Genomic DNA, 16,398 nt, shown 5'->3' on the forward strand with positions numbered 1-16,398 from the left:
AAAATGAAATTCAGATGAGATTGTTGAAAAACTCATGTAAAAAGTCACCATCATCAGCTTCCAATCACTCTACTAAAAATTCGCTACAAAATCCAAATATCCTCCCACAAAAACACGATATATTCCCTACCAATCTTACCACTATCCTATATGGGTTACAACTCAGGGAGGGACGGACCTCTCAATCACAGAGCTTTCAATGGGTAGATGCTTTACTATCAACCCGGATTCCTGGATTCATCATGATTTGCGAAGTCCATCCCTCTAGAAAAAGCGTCGATTGGGGTTCCCTTTCAGGGACGGACCTCAACGAATATAGAAGTCATCCTATGTTTGGCGTTATCATACTAATTTCATATGTTGTGGCTCTGGGATGAGGGGAATGAGTGGGATGAGGGACGGACCTCACCTACCACATCAATCCGACAAGAGTAGGAGACTTTACAGCATTCCCTCATAAATTTGGTGAAAGGTGAGGTCCGTCCCTCAAAAAACAAAAAAGTCGCCTATGCAGACGACTTTTGAATGTTGATTATATGAATGGTCAGGCTTTTGTTGCTTTCAGTAGTTCGTAGACGGTGTCCTGGTAGCTTTCCCAGATCTGTTTACTGCGTCTTGAGATGCTGTTGGCAGAGACATCGAAGTATTCGGCCAGTTCTTTTTGAACGTGGCGGATGCTGATTTCGTCTATGTTTTTCGCCATGTCCACAAGTGCTCCCGAATAGATTTTCGGATTGCGGATCGTTGGGCGCTCTGTGTAGAAGTATTTCTCCAATACGGCTACTAGCAGCTCACTTTCTTCTTTATCTTCCCCTTTTTCAGTCAGGAAGTTTTGAAGAGAGGTGATCGCTTCAACATATTCAGGAGTCTTCCAGATTTCAACTCCTTCGATTGCGTCTTCAGACTTTTCATCTGAACCAGAAGGTGCGTCTGCCGCATCACTTGCTTTATTAGGCGCAGATGATTTTCCGGTCTTTTTCTTCTCAGCACTATAAAGAACGAATCCGACATCAGCTATTTCCAGGTATTGACCAGATAAGTAGTCATGCAGAGTTTCAAACTCACCTTGTTCAAATCGAATCTTAACCAATTCCATCGCTGCTTTCTCAATCGCAGGATAAATGAAGTACTGAGCGAATGGAAGATACTTCTCCCCATTCGGCAATAATAATCCCAAGAAGAAACTATTCTCTTCTAACTTACCGAACTTTTCAGTTACAATCAGCACATCACCAGTGATGGCTTCTTCCACACGTAACGTATTGTCATCTACCTTCTCTACGGTACCTGCTGTCACACGCACGTTTTTCCAAGACTCCAGTACTTCAGCTGTCTGAGGACGAGTCACCGTGCTCAACTGCTTATCAACAAAACGTTCGATCAAACGAACATCGTCAGAATCCTTTTGAGTCGCTCCGTACCAGCTGACAAATGCCATTTCATAAATATCCGGATCCGCTTGCATCAGATCCATTTTCGCCAAGTAGTGGTGATAGGATTCTTCCATCTCTTTTGACTGTGCCGTAGCAATATAATCATAAAGCTGCGCCTGGAGCACATCAAGCTCCTGGCTTACCAGCGTATCTATATTCACAACATTTTCTTTTTCACAGCATTTCTTATATTTTTTCCCACTGCCGCATGGGCATGGTTCGTTTCTTCCGACTGTACTCATGTTTGTATTTACCTCCAACTTCTTGAGTCCCGTACACAAATGTTCATTATATAACATTTCCAGCGTTCCTTAAACTGTTTTAGAACAAGAAAAAAGAACCAATCACTTTTGGACTGGTTCCCTTCCAATCTATTCTCCTTGTTTTTTCATATAATCCAAGACATCTAAATCGATATAATTCTCATCCTGTTCACGCATTTCAAAATTCTCGGTGTGGAGATAGTCTTTCAAGCTCTGATGAAGAGACTGTCTTTCTTTTGCATAGCCGAGACGTGTAAGTTCCCTCTCCACTTCATCGTGGATTTCACCTTCCAGCAATACGACTCTACCAGGCTCTGACTCTTTAAAGTAGAGCTGATGCAACAGGTAGATTCGTTTCAATTCTTTAATAGGAGAAGCGTGATCATCCACCCTCAGATCGATATACCGATCATTGAAGCCACCATATCCACCACTTTCCTTCACTACTAGAAGCGCAGCAGACTGCATGCCTCGGGAATCGCCCCCCGCTTCCTGACCGGCATCGAGTGCATGGAGTAATCGTTCAGCGAGAGATCCGGTCGTCGACTCGAATGTCTCTGCCATCGCCTTTACGGTATTCTCATCCACTAAAATATTTCCTTGAGCAGCAAAGTGCTTACCTGTTTGTCCACCAGCCCAATCATAGCAGCCTTCTCCTGTAAAAGTGGCGGGATTTCCTCCAGCATCAATTAACCCTACTTGTCGTAAAGGACGCTCCGGATCATCCTGTGTGATGATATCCAGCGCTTCCTCTGCCGTCTTTCCTTCTTCCATTAATTGAAGTGCGTGGGGCCCGTAAGAGGTATTTGCGTAAGACTGAGTCGCCACTGCTCCCACTCCCGCTTTCGCAAAAGGCACGACAGAACCGACACCGAGGAATTTGGATTGTACCGCAATCCCCCACTCTTTCTCTTCCGGGTCATAGCCTACAATGGAATATGTCATGGTGAAGTCCTCCTTAAGTTCTTCTACTATAAATATCCTATCTTTGAGGGTGAAAACATAATGTCTACTTACAAACTTCTACAATAATTGTCAAAAATCCTTCTTATTAGAAAGATCCTGCAGTCATGTAGACTGCAGGATCTTCTCATTTAATAGTTAGTTCGTTTCAATCAAGCCATACTTCCCATCACGACGCTTGTACACAATATTCGTTGCATTTGTCTCTGCGTCTGTGAAGATAAAGAACGTGTGACCCAGCATATTCATTTGAAGAATCGCTTCTTCACTGTCCATAGGCTTAAGATTGAACTGCTTCGTTCTTACTACTTCTGTATCGTCCTCTTCCTCCAGTTCAACCGCAGCTGCACCATTTGGAGAAACGTGATTCAGATCTTCCTGAGCCGCGAAAAACTCCTTCGGGCTGCCCTTTTCACGCATCTTACGGTTCACTCTTGTTTTATGTTTGCGAATTTGACGCTCCAATTTATCTACAATCAGATCAATGGCCGCATACATATCCGTGTTGCGTTCCTCTGCACGTAACACTAATTGCGGCATTGGAATAGTCACTTCAGTTTTCGTATTTTTATCAGGATACACTTTTAAATTAACATGTACATTTGCATCAGGAGTTTCATTAAAGTAACGGTCTAACTTGCCAATCTTTTTCTCCACGTGTTCGCGAATCGCTGGAGTTACCTCAATGTTCTCGCCTCGAATGTTGTAGTTCAACATGTAAACTCCTCCTTTTAAAAATAAAGCTATGTTTATATATTCTCCATTCCCTTTGTGAATCCTCCTTAAACTTTCTAAATTTTTTGTCAATTTTTCGTAAAGTTTGTAATGTGGTGTCGAAAGTGGTGTGGGATAAGAGCTTGGAGAATATTAGAGTGAGGTGATGGCTGCGAGTATGTAGGGTTCACCTTTCACTCTTTCTATTATTATTTTCTCACTTTTTGAGGAGAATAAACGGTGGGAATTTGGAGGATTTGTGAATGGTTTGGGGCGGAATTGTGAATGTCTTGGTAGACCTGAAAGTGCCAGGCACTATTATCATGTTTGGTGCCTGGCACTTTTAACTCGTTTTGTGCCTGGCACCCATTATTATTTAATTACGTCCCAATCTTTCGTATTCAATTTGGTGTCCACATAAAATTTGTACTTATCATGAGGATTATCACCAAGGTTTGTTAATATCTTTGTGGGATCTACAAGATTCTTGTAACCGACTTTTATAAAGGTTTTATAGCTGCTCCAATGATAATCTTCCGGGCTTTTTACATACCTGGACCTTACAGGATTCAGATGGATATAACTACTGGTATCCATCATCTGCTTCCAGTTTTTGATTAACTTGGCATAATAGCGATCTTGAAATACATGACCAATATAATCGTACCTTTTATTAAAATACTTAGCGTAGTTAGAGTGGAGGTAATGGATGATTTGAGACAAAGGGTGTTCAATGGTTTCAATTATGAGGTGGATATGATTTGGCATGAGGCAATATGAGTGAAGAATGAAGGGGATTTTCTCCTTTGTTTTTTGTATCAGGAGTAAATAGTATTGATAATCTTTTCGGTCACGGAAGAGGTTGTTCTTTCTATTTCCACGGGCAGTCGCATGGTATATAGCTCCAGGATACCAAATTCTAGGCTTTCGAGGCATTGAATCTTCCTTTCTTCTTTGAGTATTTTAGACAAATAATTACATTCGACATTTAGATTAAAAAAACCTCTTTTTTGTCGGATTGATGGGTGTCCTACGTGAAAGTTGGTGCCAGGTACAAATTGACCCTTTGGTGCCAGGTACTTTTCTGCCTGTTTGTGCCTGGCACTTTTCCCCTAATCGGTGCCAGGCACCAAATCATGCTTCCGTGCCTGGCACCCTATCAAGAACGGACTTCCTAAACATCCACATCCCGCCGACCAAAAAACCACCCGGCCAATCCACCAAATCCAATCAAGTACACCACAATAACGCCAATAGAAAATAAAAACGTCATCCCTTCAAAAGGTGGTGTTCCGAAGAAATACTGCTGCAGATCCGTATTTGCAAACAACAAATACTTCCCCCACTCCATTCCCCTTTCGTTCATTACAAGTAAGAATGTCCCTGCAGAGAATGTCAGAAAGATGGTCGATCCAATGGCAAAGGAACTGCTTCTCGTCAGTACAGACAGAGTGAAAGCAAAGGAACAAATCACGACCAGCTCAAGAAATCTCAGCACATATGCTCCCGCTACAATAAAAACGTTCACGCTGAAATCAAAGAAGCTGTCATAGAACCAGAGTATGCCCAGTATGGACGAAAATACAAAATGTACAGTGGTCAGAAGTGTTGCTATGACGATAACCGTTAAGTATTTTGAGAGAAGAACCCTCACACGGTTGACCGGACGTATGAGCAGTAGCTTGATGGTACCTGACGAAAACTCGCTTGATACGATGTCCCCTGCTATGATGAGGCAGAAGACTTGCAGGACAATGAGCAGGTTCGAGCTGATTCTCATATATTCCCAGAAGGAGAATTGGATTCCGTCGAATAGCATGTAGACGAAAAGGGATGCGATGGTGTTGATGAATACGATGACCCCAAGGGAAATCCACATGCGGGGACGTGATAGTTGTTTTATAAGTTCATTGGTGATTAGGTTGATCATATGTCTTCATCCGTTTCGAACTTGATTTGCCAGTTTCTTGGGTGCCACTCTCAAATAGCCTTCGTGAATCAAGGCTTCAATTGCTTGCCATCCTACTTCCTCTATCTCTACCAACACCCAGCCGTGTCTACCGATATAGGGAGCTTTTATGTAGCCAGGCTGCTCCAGTAAGATTTCTTGCATGGTGGGGAGGGTTTTAATAGATAAGGAGAAATTGTTCTCTTCGCCAATGATCACAAATGGTTTGTCTTTCACTCGAAAAGAAGTGTGTCCAAAGCCGTCTATGTGTTCATGGACTTCAGGATAGGTGACGCAAAGACTTCTGATTTCATCTACCAGACGATTTTTCATCCCGGCTTCCTCCAGCATTTTTTCTATTATTATAGCATGAGAGTATTTGGAAAAAGAAAAAAACCTCGAGTTGGTCGAGGTTTTTTCGCTATTTCTTTTTGTCGTAAAACATGCCGTCATGTTGTAAAGATTCGTATGGGTTGGAGTATTTCTGTACGGAGGTTTTTTTCTTGGATAACCCGTTCAAATCTCGTTTTATTGAAGACTGCATTTGTGAGAGTTTCCTATCTATTTCTTGGTTCCATACAATCATTTGCTTTCCAAGTACGTGTTCCTCTTCAGTAAATGGAGGCTTGATTGCAATGATTATACCCTGTCTTTTTTCTAAAAGAGACTCTATTATTTCGATCGTGGATTCTCGATTTTCTATGTGTTCTAATGCTTCTTTCAATTGCTTCGTGATGGTATAACAAAGAACGACCGAGCTCATGCCTGCCCAGCCTGTCCTGCGTGCTGCTTCTGGCGATTCAGTTGGATGACTTCTTTCCACGTATCGCGGAACTCTGTGATGAGTCCCTCTATTTCTACTAGAATAGAAGCATCATTTTTGATGTTGGCTTCTGTTAAGCGACGGTTGATGTAGTCGTATAAGGACATGAGGTTTTGAGAGACTTCAAGATCCATGTTTAACGTAACCATCAGCTCATTCACGATGGCCTGTGTCTTTTGGATATTTGTGTTCTTCAGTTCAATATTCTTATCTTCTATCGCTTTTTTTGCGATATGGATGAATTTCAGGCTTCCGTTATAGAGCATAAGGGTGAGCTCACCTGGTGACGCGGTGTTGACCGAGTTGTTCTGATATGCTGTATACGGGTTGTTGATGGCCATAGTAACACTCCTTTAATTGTGATTAGCCGCCAAATTGGTTCATAAGGAACATGGATTGTTGGTTGGAACGCTGGATGGCTTTTTCCATGGCGGTGAATTGGCGCCAGTAGCGGTCTTCGACTTGGATCAGACGATTTTCAAATCGATCCATTTGATTGTCCATATTGTTTAAGAGGCGACCAAGGGTAAATGTATTATTCGTACTTGATGCTTTACCGGCTTTTTTCTCAATGCTGTCCATGGTATTTTTCAACGTATCACGAAGGCGGCGGGCGATTCCCTGTTCACCTGGGGTCTCTCCATTTTTCGCAAAAATCTCGTATAAGGCATTCGGATCTTTGGAAATGGCTTCTTTCAGCTTGCTTTCATCAATGATCAGCTTTCCACGATCAAGGTAATTGCTTGACGTTTTGATACCGATTTGTGCCAGCTGGTCGATGCCTGATGTACCGCCTAAAACAGGTGTGTACATGTCTGTTCGCATTTTGTTCAGGCCCGACGTTAACACTGAATCATTCCGCAACGTTCCACTACGGGACTTTTCTTCCCATAATTCGATTTCCTTTTCTTCCATCGACTCTTTTTGTTCAGCAGTCAACGGTTGAAAGTCACGGTATTTCTTTTCGTTTACTTCGCCGTTTACTTTTTCGATGAGTTTGTTGTATTCGTCGACGAATTTGACGATTTTCTCTAGTATTTTATCCGTGTCAGGCTGTGACGCGAAGGTTACATTGGTATTGGATGCATTCTTAAGCGTTAGCTCAAAACCGTTGATAGTAAATGTGTTGAACGATCGTTCAGTCGTCATTCCGTTGTATGTAAACTTGGCATTCTCTCCAATGGAGCCTCTATTATTAGCCACGGCAGTATCATTGTCAGCATCAAGATTCAGATGGGTAGTAAACAGATCTCCCTGCAGCTCGATTTCAGCACCGCCAGCATTGGAACCTGTATTTTTACTCATGACAGACATTTGCTTTGTGTGTTGATCATAGAACATCGTGACGCCGGTCTGCGCATTGATCTTCGCGATTAAACTGTCCAACGTTTCATCTTCAGCATTAAATTTGATTTCGGTAAAATCAGCCGCCATCGTTCCATCGGCTTTGATTACCTTTACTTTGATGCTCTGTTCACCCGTCATCCCGAACGATTCACTCAACTTCTTTTTGGGATCGAATTCTCCCCCATCTGACTGGGTAATCGCCGAACTGTACATAGTAGCGGCAGTAGCTAATTTTTCCACCTTCAATATTCCTGAGAAGTCGGTAGTAGAATTAATATTTCTAATAGAGACTTCATTCGGGTTCGAGACAGATACTGTTTTCTGAGTATACGTCGCCTTCCTCATCACCCCATCGAAAATAAGGTTACTAAAGTCAAACATCATCTTATTCATATCCCGATAGTCATCACGCTGCCACTCAAGGAACTGCTTCTTCTGTTCCAGTTTATCTAAGGGAATTCGCTCTGCCTTCATCAGGTCTTTAATGATTTGATCCGTGTCCATGCCACTCGCAAGTCCACCAATTCGCATATCAGCCATTTGTATCTCCTTCCGTTAAATCTTCCTATCGACCATTAACCCAACAAATTCCGTCATCGCGGCATGCATATCGAGCATTTTCTTTGCTGGTATCTCTTTCACTATTTCCTGCGTGAGATCATCCACGATCGTCACATAATATTCCTGTAATTTATCATGAAATTCAAATTTGAGGTGTGTATTCGAAGTGGACATAAACTCATTCATCCCATGAACGACATCTTCCATTTTTTCTTTGGTGACAGGTTCTCTGGTTGAGGTTTCTTCATGGTGTCGTTCCTGAGCTTGAATTTGTTTCCCTTCTTCGCTTGTTTGGTTTTTTAATCTAGTAAATGATTGTATTTCGGAAACTTTGCCTGTCACTTTATCAATCATCGTTTGATCCTCCTGAGGGTTATATGGGTTATATCGGTTTTTGGTGGGGAAAGTTTAGGGAGGTAGGGTTTTATTTTGTTTCAATAAAGATGATTTAGTATAATAGAAACAGAACATAAGTTCCTAATCGAAAGGAGTATTATGGATGGAGAAGTTCCTGAATCTATCTTCTATTCAACGAAATTTACTAGTAGGAAGTATTCTGGGTGATGGTGAAATCACAAAGATATACCGTAACTCACGCAGGAAAAATCATAGTTATCGTGAACATTATGGTTTAGAACAAGAGAATTATCGTATCTGGAAAGCCACCTTCTTCCCAGGTCTCTTCTACCTTACTAAGAAAAGCCAAACCATGCGTTCAAAATCTGATCCCCTTTTCACTGAGTTATTTCCTTACTTCTACAGTAATCGCTCTAAGCAAGTCCCGATAAAACTTCTAAAATACTGTACCTCCCCCTACTTCTTAACAGCTCTATATCTAGATGACGGTTCTCTATCAATCTCTAAAAGAATTAATCATCGAAATAAAAAGATTTACTTAACTCCTCACATTTACTTATACCTTCAAAGCTACCCCAAAGAGCAACTTGAAGTATTAAAACAACACATTTTAGATACCTTTCAAATTGAATTTAATCTAAACAAAAGAAGAGATGGTCACGGTTATATTTTAAAAGGAACCTCAACTGACCTAACATACAATTTCCTGAATTTACTTTCCCCAATTACTTTGACTTGTGAAAGTATGTACTATAAATCCAATTGGGAATGGAGGCTAAAACGCGAGGAGCAAGAGTTGTTAAAACAATTTCCTAATTATCAAATCGTCGCTTCTTCGTCGAGTAGATTCAAAAATTTTACTGAAGACGAAGTAAGAAAAATAATATTACTGAAGAGGAGTGGTGTAAAAGATAAAGACATTGCGAAAAGTTTATGTAGAAGCTATTGGTCTGTAGTGTATAAGATACGAGAATTACGACTAGAGGGGATATTGTGATTTTTTTATAAGAAGAAAAAAAAGAGACCCTAGGAAGCCCAGAGTCTCTCGTAAACCACTTAAAATTAACGAAGAAGTTGTAAAACTCCTTGTGGTTGTTGGTTCGCTTGCTTTGCGACTATGTCTTTCAATCATAGAATAGACTATATCTTCACCCTTGTATGTATGGGGCTGGGCACTTCGAACAGGATTTCCTGCCCTACGAGATTCATAGTCATAGCTTTGCCTTAGACCGTGTTCTCTAGTCGTTGAACCTTCTCCAGAGTTTCCTCACAGGAGCTTGGCTGCTGATTATCCATTGTTGCATCTCTATCATTTTCCGACCATTCCGCCTACTGTTTCCAGTTTCGTTGTGGTTGATAAAGCTTTAGGAAGTTCCAGCAATTCACCCAGTAATACTCCAGCTCGTTACCAAACTGGACGCCCTCTAATCAACTATTTCAGAAGTTGTAAAACTCCTTGAGGCATTTGATTGGATTGAGCCAACATTGCTTGCGCTGCTTGAGAAAGAATAGAATTCTTTGTTTGGTTCATCATTTCTTTCGCCATCGTGCGAACATTTACTTTCATAAATGACCAGACTATATCTTCACCCTTTAGCAGGGGTTGGGCACTTCGGATTCACAATGCTGATGACCATTGTTTCACCTACGGATTTCATCACCATGAGCTTAGCTTTTAGATGGTCTATCCTAGTCGTTGAACCTTCTCCACTCTTTCAAGACAGGAGCTTGGCTGCTGATTGCCCAATCTCTTCTTTTGTTAAAGCCATCACGCTTGTCGTTTCCAACTACGTTGTGGCAAGAAAAGCTCTAAGGGGTTTCCAGCAATTCACCCAATTATGATCTCTAGCCGTTACCAGCCAGGACGACTGTGCTTGTCACTGCTAAGCAGCTAAAGCATAATCTACGTCACGGATACGTGATTCTGCGGCAGTTAGGTTTTCGGAGGAGTTATCTAAGTTGCTAATTGTGTGGTCAAGACGGTTTTGATTAGCTCCAAGTTTAGAACGAGTTGCAGAAACTTTCGCGATTGCTGCATCTACCAATGCAACATCAGCATCAAAAGAAGTACCATCTGCTACTATTCCGCTAACTGTTAACGAAGCAGAATCAAAACCCTCAGTCGCTACTCCTGAATCAATTGTTAGAGTAAGCTGTTGTCCAATATTTGCTCCAATTTGCAAATCAGCCGTATAACTTCCATCAAGTAGCTTTTTACCGTTAAATTCTGTACGGTCAGCAATACCATCTAACTCAGCATTCAACTCAGTAATTTCATCCTGAATTGCTGTAAGGTCATCACCTTCAAGTGTACCAGCATTTCCTGCTTGAACAACTAACTCACGCTGACGTTGTAAAATAGCATGAGTTTCATTTAAAGCACCTTCAGCGGTTTGAATTAAAGAAATACCATCTTGAGCATTTTTAGATGCTTGGTCTAAACCACGAATTTGACCACGCATTTTCTCAGAAATAGACAGACCCGCCGCGTCGTCGCCAGCTCGGTTAATACGTAAACCTGAAGATAATTTCTCCATTGAACTTGATTGTGCTGAATTTGCATTACCCAACTGACGATAAGTATTCAAAGCCGCAATATTATGATTAATTCTCATAACTAAAATTTCCTCCTTGAAAGTAAGCCCACATCCATGTGAACTATAAAAGTTTAGTAGTTTGCAACGAGTCACAAAGGTCGGCCGCCCTTTTCCTCATTGCTTACACTACTAATATCGGTCGTTTTGACTAGTGTTTAATAGCTTCAGAAAAATAATTACTCATTTTTTGGCAAAAGATTAAACAAATTGTCGATGCCTTTCGAAGCTTCCGTGTTTTCTTCTTGGATAGAAAGGTACACTTCTTTCCGATGGATATCTACGTTCTTCGGGGCATTGATTCCCAGTTTGACCTGATCACCACTTACTGAAATCACGGTCAGTTCAATGTCATCCCCAATCTGAATGATTTCTCCCGTTTTTCTTGTCAGTACTAACATCCCCTCACCCCTTCTTTCCTGCAGGCTGGGCAAAGATCTGGTGCTTGGTTTGGTAGTCTGTGTTGTTCAGGATGACTTGTTTTCCTTTGCGATTTGCCAGATTAATAATGATCGGAGCCTGGAGATTTGCGGTTGATTCATGAAGGGTTTCGCGTACAGTCAAAATCGAAAGCACCTGCACCTCTTTTTCCGAAGGGTTCTCTAGTAACTCCACACTCGCCTGATCCAATTCAAAGTCATATTCCTTAAAGAATACAAACGGATTCGTGACCACGAATCCAAGTTGGGGTGTGGTCACCGATTGCAAGATGTGAAACCATTCATTTTCAGGGAGGGGCAGCAGAATAAATTGCTTTTCTTCTCCAAATCCGGGGATTCCGTGTTCAAATATCAGCACTTCCTCTGAATGGATGTCAATGACGCCGTGGTATTTTGTATCTATGTTCATCCTTCTCATTCCTTCGTTTTATATTTCTTGTTCGTAGTTTATGCCGACATGCTTCAAGTTCGCGAAGTCGATTTGTAAATCGGCGTATCGTTTCAGACTGATGTCGACTTTGGCAGGCGTATAGTGGATGGTCGGTTTCTGTGGACGAGAATTGTTAATCACTTTTTGAGGTTCGAAGTTCACTCTTACACTTCCCGGATCATACCCGATCTTGACGCTTCCGGCAGAGGGGATCCAACCAATATTAAAGTCGTACATGGGACTTTCGCTGTTTCGTTTTGTCTGGTCTGCTATCGCGTTTCCTCCATGTTCAACCATCATGAGTTCATCGCCATCCTGGGCCACCCGGGCGAGACCCGCCAACCAGGCTTCGTATCCTTGTTGAGAGTATTCTTCTATCCTGAGGCGCACGGATTTCAAATCCATATCTGCCCTGGCCTCTGTTTGATCGATGGTTAATCTGGATGGCCTCCGTTCAATCTCCATTTTCCCCGCCGGCTGTTGAATATCTAGTTCTGCTTTGGGTTGTTCGATATCCATTCGTCCCGGAGTCGTTTGGATCCCGAGTTCCGCCGGAGTGGATTGTAACCGTATTTGTGGAATGTTCAAGACTGTTCACCTCCAATGAAAAAGGGACTGTCCCCTAAGGTGACAAAACACCTTAAAGGGTTAGTCCCCTTGCTTTTATCGTAAGAAGTCCATTAATGTCGGCTGCATGATTCTTGCTCCTACGCTAAGGGCGGCACGGTGGACACTTTCCTGGGTTTTCAGGTCGGTGATCACTCTTTCGATATCTGCGTCTTCGTTATCCGAGAGAATACGGCTGGCGGTCACTTCCTGCTGAGCCAATCGGTCATCGATCATTTCCAGCCTATTGTATCGGGCGCCCAGGTCTGAACGTTCCGCTGAAAGTGTATTCATCACTTCATCCAAGTTTTCAAGTTCCGTATCAAGGCTTGAAACATCTCCCGATTCTAATGCTTTTTGGATTGAGTGTACTGTGTTGAATAGTTGTTGACTAAAAACATTTGATGGGTTGGCGTTTGCTTTTAGTGATACGCCCTGTGAAACTTCAATGGCGTATTCACCATTTGTTCCATTGAGTATGTTATCAGCTACCCTCGGGGCGGTCCCATCTGCAGGTGATCCATCCTTCATTGGAGAATTTCCGACATCTGTTCCATTAAAAATGTAACGGCCTGCCACTTTTGTTTCAGCCACACTGACAAGGTCCTTTTTTATTTGTTCAATTTCAACGGCCACCGCTTTACGGTCTTCTTCACTGAGGGATCCGTTCTTCCCTTGCAGTGTCAATTCCCGAACACGCTGCAGTCCCTGATTGGCATGATCAATCCCGGACTCTGAATTCTCCATCCATAAGTAAAGTTCTGATAGATTCCTTTTATATTGTTCGATTTCCGTTAGATTGGAGCGATAGAACATACCCTTCATCGCAACGACAGGATCATCGGAAGGCTTGGTAATCTTCTTCCCCGTCGCCAACTGGTCCTGTAGTTGCCCCATCCGCCCATAAGAAGAACTGAGATTTCTCATCGAGTTCGCCGTCAGCATACTTTGCGTTACGCGCATATTCGTTCACCTACCTACCTTCCAACGGTTCCCATGCCGTTGATGATTTTATCGAGCATTTCGTCCTGTAGTGTGATCATTCTGGCAGAGGCGTTGTAGGCATGCTGGAATTTGATCATGTCGGTCATTTCTTCATCAAGGGAAACGCCGCTTACCGACATCCTGCGTTCCTCAACAGCTGATCTCAGGACATTCGAGTTGCTCGCAAGCCTCAAAGATTCCTGTGATTCAACCGCCATGCTTCCAATAACTGATTCGAAATGACCTTGAAAAGATGATTCTTTTTCCCCATAAGGTAATTTAGTGGTTGTGATGATATCAGCAAGGGCCAGCGCATTTGTTGCATCCCCCAGGGTGGGATTTTCTGCACTGGCTGTGGCTATGTTGTCGAGATTGCTAAGTTCATCAGCTATTTGAATTCGTTGAGCGAATCCTTCTTTATTATCCGGATCCAGATCTGATGAAGGATCTTTTGAATCCTGAAAGAATTTAGGTGTTTCTGCTGCGGAGGTCGGATTATTGATTTGTTCCGCTGTTACGCCTTGTTGATGCTGATCATTAAAGGCTTTCGCAAATTCAAACGCCATGTTGTCTAATTCTTGGAGCATGGCGACGTAAGATCCTTCTGCCTCACCTTTTTCATTTTCGAATCCATATGTATCGATAAGGGCCCTCAATTTCCCTTCACCTTTTGATAAAAATTCTTTTATAGCAATCGTTTCCCCACCGATGGTTACAGAATCCACCGTATCTTGTTCTCCATTAAATGAAAGACTGAGTTCCTTAGCTCCACTCTTATCAACCAGATTCACCGGATTCTTTCCGTCTTTCCCTACTAATGTGATGGTCACGGAACCTTCAGCCATAGGAGAAGACCCTCCACCATTCGACTGGTAACTTGTTTTAATTGTGACCTGTTTTGATAACTCATCAATTAAACGATCTCGTTCATCATACAAATCGTTCGGAAGATAGCCGTGGGGCTCTACTTCGGCAATTTGTTTATTAATGCTATCAATCTGTCTTGTAAGAGAGTTAACTTGCGTTTCACTCACAGACAATTCACTTTTCAAATCGTTTCTCACGCTTGTTAAAGACGATGATAAATAATTGAACGTTTCAGCAACGGCGATTCCACGCTGACGCACGACAGACCGGGCACCTGAGTTGGTAGGATTGACGGCTAGATCCTGAAGGGATTGCCAGAACATATCCATCGTTTTCGACAAACCTGAATCAGATGGTTCATTCATCACTTCCTCCATCTTCTTCATGGCTTCCATTTTCGTATCCCAGTAGCCAAGCTTATTATTTTCCCCTCTATATTGCGTGTCTAAGAAAGAATCACGAACCCGCTGGATCGAACCGGCTTCAACGCCTGTTCCAATTTGACCGGGAATTTGCGGACGGTTCATGGAGGGTGCCGGGTAAGGTTCTGTTTGTGCAAAATTGACACGTTGTCGGGTGTAACCGGGGGTATTTGCGTTGGAGATGTTATGACCTGTCGTATAAAGGGCTCCTTGTTGGGTGTACATCCCACGTTTAGCCGTTTCAAGGCCCATAAAAGTGGATCGCATGGTGTTGCCTCCGTTTCAAATGATTGATGTTATGCTTTCGAATCGAACATGGATCTTCCTGCTGGTATCGACTTGTCACCGTTTGGACGAGAATAAGTCAATTTTTCTGATTGAGGCTGCAGCATCGATAGGTTCATATTGACAAATTGAAGAGATTGATAGACAAGCTTTTGATTGAGTTCGTTCCGGGCCTTTAACTCGGCTATCATATCAACAAGTTTCTGCTGCCAGTATCCAAGAGTCTTTTGATCTTCAGGTGAACTGTACTGAATACAGAGAGAGATCGTTGGGTTTTTCTCCAAACGGACTCCAAGCGATTGAAGATAGTACTCTGACTCCCGTTGTCTATTCATCTCAAGCGTATTGATGGCCGCGATATGCTTTTGTTCGTCCTTTAGTACAACGTCCAGTTCGTCCATGGCACCTCTCTTGATAACATCCGTTTTTCCAACAGAAAGATCGAACAAACTTTTGTGCAGCTTATATAGTTTTTCTAACGTTGCAATTAGTGACGTTACCGGCATGTTTGTTCGCTCCTAGTTTCCGTTATAAAAATTCTTTAAACCTTTAGCAATCGCTTTCGGATCAATGGTGTAGTTACCGCTCTGCACTTGATCCTTTAATTCTTCAACTCTGGCCTGGCGTTCTTTTCCGAGCTTTGAAACCTCTTGCATCTCTTTAGCAGCAGAAGAGATCTCAATCTTGTCTGAAGCCAATTTCCCCATTTTGCTGACTTGATCCATTTTGTTAAGATTGCGCTTATAAGGATTAATGTTTTGATTTCCGATATTGTTAATCTTCATCATTTTCCCCTCGCTTTCATCACGTCCATTGTTTCTACCTAGTATATCGGATAAAAACGTGGTTTGTTTAGCTCAAGTGACTGGTTAGTTCTTCCTGATTTTCTTGTGTGACGTATCTAGTTCTTATTTCTCACTGTGTAATACGTTTTCAGACCCGATTCCTTCACTTTACTCTCCCATTCTCTCTCCGCTTCGAACTGTTTAAGGTCATTTAAAAGCTCACTGGAACACCCTTCGCAGATCCTCCCCGTCCCAATAATCTTCCCGCATTTATCACACGGATAACCCATGTTCGGAAATTGTTTCGTTTGAATCCTGCCCTTTTTCACCCATTTATAGAGAAGCTCCTCGTCAACACCCGTCACTTCGATCACACGGGCCATGGTGGCAGCCCGGTTTTCCCGTTTCTTTAGAAATTGGTAGACTGCTTCGTACATGTTTTCTTCTTCTTTATAGCACGTATCACATACATCCCTGAATTTATTTTTCATAAAAATCTCGTTACACCGTGGACAGTTAATAATTTCTGACATCGTTTCATTCCTCCCTGATTCACTTCTGTTATTCTCTATATCG

20 protein-coding genes and 1 pseudogene are annotated in these 16,398 nt (G+C 42.3%); 1 reads left to right on the forward strand and 20 read right to left on the reverse strand.

From position 1 onward, the window contains the following. Positions 1-544: 544 nt before the first annotated feature. From AAEM60_RS20300 to flaG, 10 genes are all read right to left on the reverse strand, one after another. Complete coding sequence (locus tag AAEM60_RS20300; protein WP_341356984.1) at positions 545-1,675, reverse strand: SEC-C metal-binding domain-containing protein; 1,131 nt, start codon at positions 1,673-1,675, stop codon at positions 545-547. 129 nt (positions 1,676-1,804) lie between these two features. Further along, positions 1,805-2,641 carry a DUF1028 domain-containing protein gene (locus tag AAEM60_RS20305; protein WP_299743091.1) on the reverse strand — a complete coding sequence of 279 codons (837 nt, stop codon included), beginning with the start codon at positions 2,639-2,641 and terminating at the stop codon, positions 1,805-1,807. Positions 2,642-2,797: 156 nt separating this feature from the next. Then, positions 2,798-3,376 carry a ribosome-associated translation inhibitor RaiA gene (raiA, locus tag AAEM60_RS20310; RefSeq protein ID WP_113971339.1) on the reverse strand — a complete coding sequence of 193 codons (579 nt, stop codon included), beginning with the start codon at positions 3,374-3,376 and terminating at the stop codon, positions 2,798-2,800. A gap of 369 nt (positions 3,377-3,745) precedes the next feature. Further along, positions 3,746-4,309 carry a transposase gene (locus AAEM60_RS20315; protein ID WP_341356985.1) on the reverse strand — a complete coding sequence of 188 codons (564 nt, stop codon included), beginning with the start codon at positions 4,307-4,309 and terminating at the stop codon, positions 3,746-3,748. A gap of 238 nt (positions 4,310-4,547) precedes the next feature. Further along, positions 4,548-5,303, reverse strand: a complete 756-nt coding sequence (locus AAEM60_RS20320) for an ABC transporter permease (RefSeq protein ID WP_299743083.1) — start codon at positions 5,301-5,303, stop codon at positions 4,548-4,550. Positions 5,304-5,309: 6 nt separating this feature from the next. Continuing rightward, positions 5,310-5,654, reverse strand: a complete 345-nt coding sequence (locus AAEM60_RS20325) for an MmcQ/YjbR family DNA-binding protein (protein WP_341356986.1) — start codon at positions 5,652-5,654, stop codon at positions 5,310-5,312. Between the two features lie 88 nt (positions 5,655-5,742). Further along, the gene (locus tag AAEM60_RS20330) at positions 5,743-6,084 is read right to left on the reverse strand and encodes a flagellar protein FliT (RefSeq protein ID WP_341356987.1); all 342 of its coding nucleotides are present in this window, start codon (positions 6,082-6,084) and stop codon (positions 5,743-5,745) included. Further along, the gene (fliS, locus tag AAEM60_RS20335; protein WP_341356988.1) at positions 6,081-6,485 is read right to left on the reverse strand and encodes a flagellar export chaperone FliS; all 405 of its coding nucleotides are present in this window, start codon (positions 6,483-6,485) and stop codon (positions 6,081-6,083) included. Before fliS ends, AAEM60_RS20330 begins: the two co-directional genes overlap by 4 nt. Positions 6,486-6,507: 22 nt before the next feature. Beyond that, positions 6,508-8,031 (reverse strand): flagellar hook-associated protein 2, encoded by a 1,524-nt coding sequence (locus AAEM60_RS20340; RefSeq protein WP_341356989.1) that lies wholly within the window; start codon positions 8,029-8,031, stop codon positions 6,508-6,510. 15 nt (positions 8,032-8,046) lie between these two features. Beyond that, a complete protein-coding gene (gene flaG, locus AAEM60_RS20345; RefSeq protein WP_341356990.1) occupies positions 8,047-8,406 on the reverse strand; it encodes a flagellar protein FlaG in 360 nt (119 codons plus the stop codon). 145 nt (positions 8,407-8,551) lie between these two features. Here flaG and AAEM60_RS20350 point away from each other — a divergent pair, with 145 nt between their 5' ends. Beyond that, positions 8,552-9,406, forward strand: a complete 855-nt coding sequence (locus AAEM60_RS20350; RefSeq protein WP_341356991.1) for a DNA endonuclease — start codon at positions 8,552-8,554, stop codon at positions 9,404-9,406. Positions 9,407-9,841: 435 nt separating this feature from the next. On the opposite strand, the pseudogene AAEM60_RS20355 reads toward AAEM60_RS20350, so the two are convergent. From AAEM60_RS20355 to AAEM60_RS20400, 10 genes and pseudogenes are all read right to left on the reverse strand, one after another. Further along, positions 9,842-9,955, reverse strand: a pseudogene (locus AAEM60_RS20355) (flagellin); the annotation flags it as partial. 337 nt (positions 9,956-10,292) lie between these two features. Then, entirely contained in the window at positions 10,293-11,024 is a 732-nt protein-coding gene (locus AAEM60_RS20360; RefSeq protein ID WP_341356992.1) for a flagellin, read from the reverse strand. 158 nt (positions 11,025-11,182) lie between these two features. After that, on the reverse strand, positions 11,183-11,404 hold the full coding sequence (csrA, locus tag AAEM60_RS20365) for a carbon storage regulator CsrA (RefSeq protein WP_341356993.1): 222 nt from the start codon (positions 11,402-11,404) through the stop codon (positions 11,183-11,185). A gap of 4 nt (positions 11,405-11,408) precedes the next feature. After that, positions 11,409-11,852 carry a flagellar assembly protein FliW gene (gene fliW, locus AAEM60_RS20370; protein WP_341356994.1) on the reverse strand — a complete coding sequence of 148 codons (444 nt, stop codon included), beginning with the start codon at positions 11,850-11,852 and terminating at the stop codon, positions 11,409-11,411. Between the two features lie 18 nt (positions 11,853-11,870). After that, the gene (locus tag AAEM60_RS20375) at positions 11,871-12,461 is read right to left on the reverse strand and encodes a DUF6470 family protein (RefSeq protein ID WP_341356995.1); all 591 of its coding nucleotides are present in this window, start codon (positions 12,459-12,461) and stop codon (positions 11,871-11,873) included. 75 nt (positions 12,462-12,536) lie between these two features. Continuing rightward, positions 12,537-13,442: a flagellar hook-associated protein FlgL gene (gene flgL, locus AAEM60_RS20380; RefSeq protein WP_299743052.1), complete on the reverse strand. Its 906-nt coding sequence runs from the start codon at positions 13,440-13,442 to the stop codon at positions 12,537-12,539. 14 nt (positions 13,443-13,456) lie between these two features. Then, entirely contained in the window at positions 13,457-15,019 is a 1,563-nt protein-coding gene (flgK, locus tag AAEM60_RS20385; protein WP_299743049.1) for a flagellar hook-associated protein FlgK, read from the reverse strand. A gap of 29 nt (positions 15,020-15,048) precedes the next feature. Continuing rightward, positions 15,049-15,543: a flagellar protein FlgN gene (locus tag AAEM60_RS20390; protein ID WP_299743047.1), complete on the reverse strand. Its 495-nt coding sequence runs from the start codon at positions 15,541-15,543 to the stop codon at positions 15,049-15,051. Positions 15,544-15,555: 12 nt separating this feature from the next. Then, positions 15,556-15,825: a flagellar biosynthesis anti-sigma factor FlgM gene (gene flgM, locus AAEM60_RS20395; protein ID WP_341356996.1), complete on the reverse strand. Its 270-nt coding sequence runs from the start codon at positions 15,823-15,825 to the stop codon at positions 15,556-15,558. Between the two features lie 113 nt (positions 15,826-15,938). Then, a complete protein-coding gene (locus AAEM60_RS20400; RefSeq protein WP_299743044.1) occupies positions 15,939-16,355 on the reverse strand; it encodes a TIGR03826 family flagellar region protein in 417 nt (138 codons plus the stop codon). Between the last annotated feature and the right edge of the window lie 43 nt (positions 16,356-16,398).

This window comes from Rossellomorea sp. y25 (assembly GCF_038049935.1).
Classification (GTDB): domain Bacteria; phylum Bacillota; class Bacilli; order Bacillales; family Bacillaceae_B; genus Rossellomorea.